Annotated in this window: 7 protein-coding genes and 1 rRNA gene; 1 reads left to right on the forward strand and 7 read right to left on the reverse strand. The window is 72.5% G+C overall.

Annotated features, from left to right (window positions below):
• Positions 1-14: 14 nt before the first annotated feature.
• The 6 genes from recN to SD460_RS46860 all read right to left on the reverse strand — a co-directional run bounded on the left by recN (position 15) and on the right by SD460_RS46860 (position 5,614).
• The gene (gene recN / locus SD460_RS46835; RefSeq protein WP_290059175.1) at positions 15-1,796 is read right to left on the reverse strand and encodes a DNA repair protein RecN; all 1,782 of its coding nucleotides are present in this window, start codon (positions 1,794-1,796) and stop codon (positions 15-17) included.
• Positions 1,797-1,887: 91 nt separating this feature from the next.
• On the reverse strand, positions 1,888-2,814 hold the full coding sequence (locus SD460_RS46840) for an NAD kinase (RefSeq protein ID WP_290059165.1): 927 nt from the start codon (positions 2,812-2,814) through the stop codon (positions 1,888-1,890).
• Positions 2,811-3,638 carry a TlyA family RNA methyltransferase gene (locus SD460_RS46845; RefSeq protein ID WP_290059166.1) on the reverse strand — a complete coding sequence of 276 codons (828 nt, stop codon included), beginning with the start codon at positions 3,636-3,638 and terminating at the stop codon, positions 2,811-2,813. Before SD460_RS46845 ends, SD460_RS46840 begins: the two co-directional genes overlap by 4 nt.
• Before the next feature lie 5 nt (positions 3,639-3,643).
• Positions 3,644-3,841: a hypothetical protein gene (locus SD460_RS46850; protein ID WP_290059168.1), complete on the reverse strand. Its 198-nt coding sequence runs from the start codon at positions 3,839-3,841 to the stop codon at positions 3,644-3,646.
• A 17-nt stretch (positions 3,842-3,858) separates the two neighbouring features.
• Positions 3,859-4,824: an HAD-IIA family hydrolase gene (locus SD460_RS46855; RefSeq protein WP_318307815.1), complete on the reverse strand. Its 966-nt coding sequence runs from the start codon at positions 4,822-4,824 to the stop codon at positions 3,859-3,861.
• Positions 4,817-5,614 (reverse strand): tetratricopeptide repeat protein, encoded by a 798-nt coding sequence (locus tag SD460_RS46860; protein WP_290059172.1) that lies wholly within the window; start codon positions 5,612-5,614, stop codon positions 4,817-4,819. Before SD460_RS46860 ends, SD460_RS46855 begins: the two co-directional genes overlap by 8 nt.
• Positions 5,615-5,647: 33 nt before the next feature.
• On the opposite strand from SD460_RS46860, the gene SD460_RS46865 reads away from it, so the two are divergent.
• The gene (locus SD460_RS46865) at positions 5,648-6,985 is read left to right on the forward strand and encodes a hypothetical protein (protein WP_318307816.1); all 1,338 of its coding nucleotides are present in this window, start codon (positions 5,648-5,650) and stop codon (positions 6,983-6,985) included.
• A gap of 121 nt (positions 6,986-7,106) precedes the next feature.
• Here the strand turns inward: SD460_RS46865 and rrf are convergent.
• A 5S ribosomal RNA gene (gene rrf, locus SD460_RS46870) occupies positions 7,107-7,223 on the reverse strand.
• Positions 7,224-7,230 lie beyond the last annotated feature (7 nt).

Below are 7,230 nucleotides of genomic sequence, written 5' to 3' on the forward strand. Positions count from 1 at the left end.
ATTTCCGCCGGACGCTACTTCTTCTTGGCCGCCCGCTTCCGCTTCGGCGTGAACTCGGCCTTGTCCTTCTCCGCCGTGGCCAGCAGTTCCTCCGCGTGCGCCCGGCCGGTCTCGTTGTCCATCCCGGCGAGCATCCGGGCCAGCTCGCTGACCCGGTCGGTCTGGCTCAGGTTCTTGACGCCACTGCGCGTCACGCCGCCCTTGTGCCCCTTGTCCACCACCAGGTGCTGGTCGGCGAACGCCGCCACCTGCGGCAGGTGCGTCACCACCAGGACCTGGTGGGTGCGCGCCAGCCGCGCCAGCCGGCGCCCGATCTCGACCGCCGCCCGGCCGCCGACTCCGGCGTCGACCTCGTCGAACACCAGCGTCTGCACGGTGTCCGCGTGGGCCAGCACCACCTCGATCGCCAGCATCACCCGGGACAGCTCACCGCCCGACGCCGCCTTGTGCACCGGCAGCGGCGGGGCGCCGTCATGCGCCCGCAGCAGCAGCTCGACGTCGTCGACGCCGTCCGCCCCCGCGTGCACCGCGCGGCCGTCGATGGTCAGCGCGTGCGTGTCACCGTGTTCGGCGGGACGCTGCTCGACCGTCACCTCGATCGCCGCCTGGCCCATCGCCAGGCCGGACAGCTCGCGGGTGATCTCCGCCGCCAGCTCGGCCGCCGCCTTCTCCCGCGCCGCCGACACCTCGGCGGCGTGCGCGGACAGCAGCAGCCCGAGCTCGTCGCGCCGCAGCGCCAGGCCGGCCAGTGCCTCCTCCGACGTGTCCATCGACTCCAGGCGGCGCCGGGCGTCGTCCGCCCAGGCCAGCACGCCGTCGACGTCCGCCGCGTACTTGCGGGTGAGCCGCTTGAGGTCGGCCTGGCGGGCCAAGACCTTCTCCAGCAGCGCCGGGTCGGCGTCCAGCGTCTCGACGTAGGTGCCGAGCTCGGCCCCGACGTCGGTGAGCAGCACCGACGCCTCCTCGAGCCGCGGCGCCAGCTCGCGCAGCACGGCGTCCTCGGACGTCGCCAACCGTCGCAGCGCCTCCGAGACCAGGCCCGCCGCGCCCGGGGCGTCCGGATCACCGTCGGGGGAACCGGAGACGGCGACGTGCGCTTCGGTCGCGGCCGCACGCAGCTCGTCGACCGCCGCCAGCCGCTTGATCTGCGCGGTGAGCTCGACGTCCTCGCCCGGCTCGGGCGCGACGGCGTCGATCTCGGCGAGCCCGTGCTTGAGCAGGTCGGCCTGCTGGGCCATCTCGCGCGACCGCGTCGACCGCTCGGTCAGCTCGGCGATCACCGCCAGCCACTCCGTGCGGACCTCCTGGTAGGCGCTCAGCGGCTTCGCCACGGCGTCCCCGGCGAACCGGTCGATCACCGCGCGCTGCTCCGCCGGGCGCAGCAGCCGGAGCTGGTCGTTCTGCCCGTGCACCGCGATCAGCTGTTCGGACAGCTCCGCGAGCACACCGACCGGCACGGACCGCCCGCCGAGGTGGGCGCGCGACCGCCCGTCGACAGCGACCGCCCGCAGTGCGATCACGCTGCCGTCCTCGTCCACGTCGGCGCCGGAATCGGCGACGATCCGCTCGGCGCCTTCGACGCCGGCGTAGGTGAACCGCCCTTCCACGAACGCCTTGAGCATCCCCGTCCGGACCTTGGACACCTCGGCGCGGCCCCCGGACAGCAGGTGCAGTCCGGTGACGACCATGGTCTTGCCCGCACCCGTCTCACCGGTCACGACGGTGAAGCCCGCGTGCAGTTCCAGCAGGGCGTCCTCGATGACTCCGAGGCCCTGGATGCGCATCTCGGCCAGCACGCCGCCTACCGTAGCGGCCACCACCGACACTCTGCGCGTGCGGGCACCCGGCGAGTCGCCGATATGTTCGAACGAAGCGCCGAGCGGCGGGTTACTCGCAGGGCCGCGCGTGCCGTTCGCGCCAGCTCTTCACCGGCAGCGAGAACTTCTGGACCAGCCGATCGGTGAACGGCCCGTCCCACAGCCGGACCAGCCGCACCGGCGTGGTGCCGCAGGTGACCCGCACCCGCGCCCCCGGCGGCAGGTCGACGTGCCGGGTCCCGTCGCAGGTCAGGACGGCCGACGAGCCGTCCGGGTCGATCCCGACGGTGATCACCGAGTCCCGCGAGACGACCAGCGGCCGCGCGAACATCGCGTGCGCGTTGCTCGGCACGACCAGCAGCGCCTGGACGTCCGGCCAGATGATCGGGCCGCCCGCCGAGAACGCGTACGCCGTCGAACCGGTGGGTGTGGCGCAGAGCACACCGTCGCAGCCGAACGCCGACACCGGCCTGCCGTCGACCTCGATCAGCGCGTCGAGGACCCGCTCGCGGGTGCTCTTCTCGACGCTGGCTTCGTTGAGGGCCCAGGTTCGGGCGACCTCTTCGCCGCCGTGGGTGACCGTGACGTCGATGGTCATCCGCTCTTCGACCTGGTAGTCGCCGTCGACGACCCGCTGCACGGTGTCGGCCAGCGCGTCGGAGTCCGCCTCGGCGAGGAAGCCGACGCGCCCGAGGTTCACCCCCAGCACCGGCACCCCGGCCGGACGGGCCAGCTCGGCCGCGCGCAGCAGCGTGCCGTCGCCACCGAGGACGAAGACCAGCTCGACGCCCGCGGCGGGGTTGTCGTCCGGGTCGACGACCGTGCAGGTCGCGCCGACTCCGTGCTCGTCGGGGTTGATCAGCGCGCAGACGTCGTGCTCGATCACCCGGATCCGGATGCCTGCCTTGGCGAAGCGCGCCGAAACCTCGCGCGCGGCCTCGCCCGTCGCGTCGCGATCGGGGTGCACCATGAGGAGAACTTCACGTTCGGTGGTCATGCGGGCCCTTCCTCGACGGCGGTTCGGACGAGCCGCTCGGCCTCAGACCTGTCTACCGCGTCCACAGTGGACCCGGCCACGTGTTCTTTCTTCAGCCACACGAAGTACTCGACGTTCCCGGACGGCCCCGGCAGCGGGCTCGCGGTCACCCCGCGCAGGGCGAGCCCGAGCTTCGCGGCCTCGCCGATGACGGTGAGCACGGATTCGGCGCGCAGTTCCGGGTCGCGGACGACGCCACCGCTGCCGAGCCGGTCCTTGCCCACTTCGAACTGCGGCTTGACCATCGGCACCAGGTCGGCGCCTTCGCGCGCGCAGGCGGCGAGCGCGGGCAGCACGAGCTTGAGGGAGATGAACGAGAGGTCACCGACGACGACGTCGACCTGGCCGCCGAGGTCGTCGGGAGAGAGGTTGCGAACATTGGTGCGGTCCATGACCACTACACGTTCATCGGTGCGGATCCGCCAGTCGAGCAGGCCGCGGCCCACGTCGGCGGCGATCACGGTCGCGGCGCCGTTGCGCAGCAGGACGTCGGTGAAGCCACCGGTGGACGCACCGGCGTCGAGGCAGCGCTTGCCCTCGACGCTCAGCTCCGTGAACGCCTCGAGGGCGCCCAGCAGCTTGTGCGCGCCGCGGGAGGCCCAGCCGGCGTCGTCCTCGTCCTTCACGACGATCGGTGCGTCGTTCTCGACACCGGTGGCGGGCTTCGAGGCCACCATGCCGCGCACGGTGACCTTGCCGCCGGTGATCAGGGCCGACGCCTGTTCGCGCGACCGGGCGAGGCCGCGCCGAACCAGTTCCGCGTCGAGGCGGGCCCGCTTGGGCACGCCGGTCAGACCTTGTCGATGCTGGACAGGGCGACGGTCAGCTCGGTGTGCACGGCGTCGAACCGCTCGACGTGCTCGGCGAGCGGCAACGCGTCCAGGTCGTCCAGCCCGGCTACGGCTTCGTCGATGCCGGCGCGCGGGTCGGTCTGCGGCGAGAACGAACCGGGCGGGGGGCCCGGGACGGGGTAGTGATGATCCTGCACGTCACAAACGGTAGCAGTCAGCCCAGCCGGGCCTTCGTGTCCTCGCCGAGTTCGGTGACACCGGTCTCCCAGGCCACGTGGCAGAGCGCGCGGAGCAGGTCCAGGTCGTCGCCGTCGCCGGTCGCTTCCAGGACGCCGTCGCGGGTGGTCACCGACCAGCCGGGGCGCGGCCCGATCTTGAGGTCCTCGGGCGGCTCGGTGAGCGCGGTGAGGTCCTTGGCCAGGTACGTCCCGCGTTCGGCCGGGACGGCCTCGATCAGCTGCCGCGGCGTCGCGACCCCGGAGAGCACGACCAGCGAGTCGATGCCCGCGGCGACCGCACCTGCGATGTCGGTGTCGAGCCGGTCGCCGACGACCAGCGGCCGTTCCGCGCCCGCCGAGCGAGCGGCGGTCTCGAACAGCAGCGGCTGCGGCTTCCCGGCGACGAGCGGTTCGACATCAGTGGCGGTGCGCAGCGCGGCGACCATCGAGCCGTTGCCCGGCAGCAGGCCGCGCTCGCTGGGCAGGGTCGCGTCGACGTTGCAGGCGACCCACAGCGCACCCGCCCGGATGGCCAGGCAGGCTTCGGCGAGCGCGGCCCAGGTGTTGTCGGGCGAGTGGCCCTGGACGACCGCCTGGACGTCGTCACCGTTTTCCCGCACCGGCTTCAGCCCGGCCCCGGCGACCTCGGCGGCCAGCGATTCGGTGCCGACGACCAGGACCTCGGCCCCGGGCTCGAGCCGGTCCTTGAGCAGCACGACGCCGGCCTGGGCGCTGGTGTGCACCTCGTCGGTCCCGGCGGGCATGCCGAGGCCGGTGAGGTGCGCGACGACCTCGCCGGGCGCCTTGGAGGCGTTGTTCGTGACGTAGCGGACGGGTGTGCCGTGCTCGCGGACCGCACGGACCGTCTCCGGAGCGCCCGGGATCACCCGGGAGCCGTGGTAGACGGTGCCGTCGAGGTCGAACAGGACGGCGTCGTAGGCCGCGAGCAAGGCGTCACTCATCGGTGTCTTCGGTGTCCTTTTCTTCGGCGGCCTGGTTTTCGGCGGCCTGGTCCTTCGGCCCGTTCGCGAGGTCGGCGGCCCGCTCGGCGGCGTCGGTCTCGTCGTCCTCGTCGGCCTCGGCCGAGTTGAGGAACCACCGCACGGCCTCGTCCGCACGCCCGGCGGCCGCGAGGTTGTCGGCGTAGGCGTAGAAGAGGCGAGCGCTCCACGGGTCGCGCTTCTCGGCTTTGAGGTCGTCACCCTGCAGCGAGACGACGGCGGCGTCGAGCTGCCCGAGATCCCGCCGCGCCCCGGCGGCGACGATCGCGAGCTCGACCTGAACGGCCTTCGCCAGCTTCGCGGTGTCGACCTCCTTCGCCAGGTCGAGCGCCCGCTCCGGCCGGCCCAGCGCCCGCTCGGCGTCGGCGATGATGGCGATGTGGTCGTCGGTGCGCGTCATCCGCCGGACGGCCCGCAGCTCGGAGAGGGCTTCGGACCAGTTGCCGGCGTGGTAAGCGACGAGCCCGAGCGCCTCACGGACGATCGGCACGCGCGAGGCCTTGGCCTTGGCGTACTTGGCGTGTTCGAGCGCGGCCTCGGGATCGCTGTCGATCAGCCCCCCGGCGGCGACGAGGTGCTTCCCGACGGTCTCGGCCAGCCCCTTCGGCAAGGTCCTCAGCTCGCGGCGGGCATCCTCGTCGAGGTCGGAGAACTCGATGTCTTCGGGCAGCTCGGGCGCCTCGAGGAGCTCCTTGGCCAGCGCCTCGTCATCGAGCGCGGTCCCGACCCGCGGCCGCGACTCCCGCCGCACAGGCCGCTCTTCCCACCGCGGCTTGCGGTCGCCGTGGGCCGCCTTGCCCTGCGGGCGCCCGGCCCGATCGTCGGAGCCGCGGCTGTCGGAACGCCCGGCGCTGTCCGAGTACCGGCTGCCACTCCCGCGACGGTCATCGGAGTCACGGTTGCGGTAGCCACCGGTGCTCGGCCGATCGGAATCGCGGCCACTGCCACGCCGGTCGTCACGCCCACCGGAGTCGCGGTTGCTGTAGCTAGTGCTCGGCCGGCCGCTGGAGCCACCACTGCGGCGGTCGTCGCGTCCGCCGGAGTCCCGGTTGCTGTAGCTGCCGCTGCTCGGCCGGCCGGAATCGCGGTTGTACCCACCACCGCGCCGGTCGTCGCTCCCGGCGGAGTCGCGCTTGTTGTAGCTGCCGCCAGTGCGACGGTCATCGCCCCCGCCGCTCCGGCGATCGTCACGCCCGCCGGAGTCGCGGTTGTCCCCGCCGCCGCTCGGACGCCCGGAGTCGCGGGAGCCGTAGCTGCCACTGCGACGATCGTCGCGGTCACCGGTGCTGCGGTTGCTGTAGCTGCCGCTGCTCGGCCGGCCGGAATCGCGGTTGTACCCACCACCACTACGGCGGTCGTCGCGCCCACCGGAATCGCGGCTGCTGCTGTAACCGCCGCCGCTACGACGGTCATCGCGTCCACCGGAGTCGCGGTTGTTGTACCCACCGCCACTACGGCGGTCATCGCGCCCACCGGAATCGCGGCTGCCGCTGTAACCGCCGCCGCGGCGGTCGTCGCGCCCGCCAGAATCGCGGTTGCTGTACCCACCGCCGCTACGACGGTCATCGCGCCCACCGAAGTCGCGGTTGCCGAAACTCCCGCTACGACGGTCGTCACGGTCACCGGTACTGCGGCTGCCATAGCCACCGCCACCCGAGCGGTTACCGGAATCGCGATTGCCGTAACCCCCACTACGACGGTCGTCACGGTCACCGGTACTGCGGCCGCCATAGCCACCGCCACCCGAGCGGCTGCCGGAATCCCGGCTGCCGTAACCCCCGCCGCGACGGTCGTCGCGGTCACCGGTGCTGCGATTGCCGTAGCCACCGCCGCTCGGCCGGCTGCCGCGGCGGTCGTCGCGGTCGTTGAAGTTCCGGCCGCCGTCGCGGCTCTGACCTGCGCCGCTTCCGCGCTGGTCGCGGTCACGGGGACCGTCGCCGCCGCGGAAGGGCTTGCCGCCGCCACGGACTCCGTGGTCGTCGCGGCGAGGCCGGCCCTGGTGTCCGCCGTCGCGGCCGCCGCGGTCCTGGCGCGCACCGCGCCGGTCTCCCCGGGGTGCGTCCGACCGGTCCCGGGAGCCTTCGTCCCGGCGTGCCGATCGGCCGGACCCATCATCGCTTGAGTCTCGTCGACCGAACTCGGACACCTGGCCTCCTGCCATGGAAAAAATCTTGTTCTGGACATACGCGTACGGCCCGCTAGGGCAGCCAACTGGCTATCCTAACGGGCCGTACGGAAGGTAAGTTCGGCGGTGTCCTACTCTCCCACAACCCTTCGGTTGCAGTACCATCGGCGCTGTCAAGCTTAGCTTCCGGGTTCGGAATGGGACCGGGCGTTTCCCTGACGCTAAAACCACCGAAACACTCC

Origin of the sequence: Amycolatopsis solani, assembly GCF_033441515.1 — a bacterium.
GTDB classification, from domain to species: domain Bacteria; phylum Actinomycetota; class Actinomycetes; order Mycobacteriales; family Pseudonocardiaceae; genus Amycolatopsis; species Amycolatopsis solani.

Bases quoted from the DNA above. Each gene is read 5' to 3' on its own strand.
- SD460_RS46855 (WP_318307815.1), bottom strand. From the start codon at position 4,824: ATGAGTGACGCCTTGCTCGCGGCCTACGACGCCGTCCTGTTCGACCTC.
- SD460_RS46840 (WP_290059165.1), bottom strand. From the start codon at position 2,814: ATGACCACCGAACGTGAAGTTCTCCTCATGGTGCACCCCGATCGCGAC.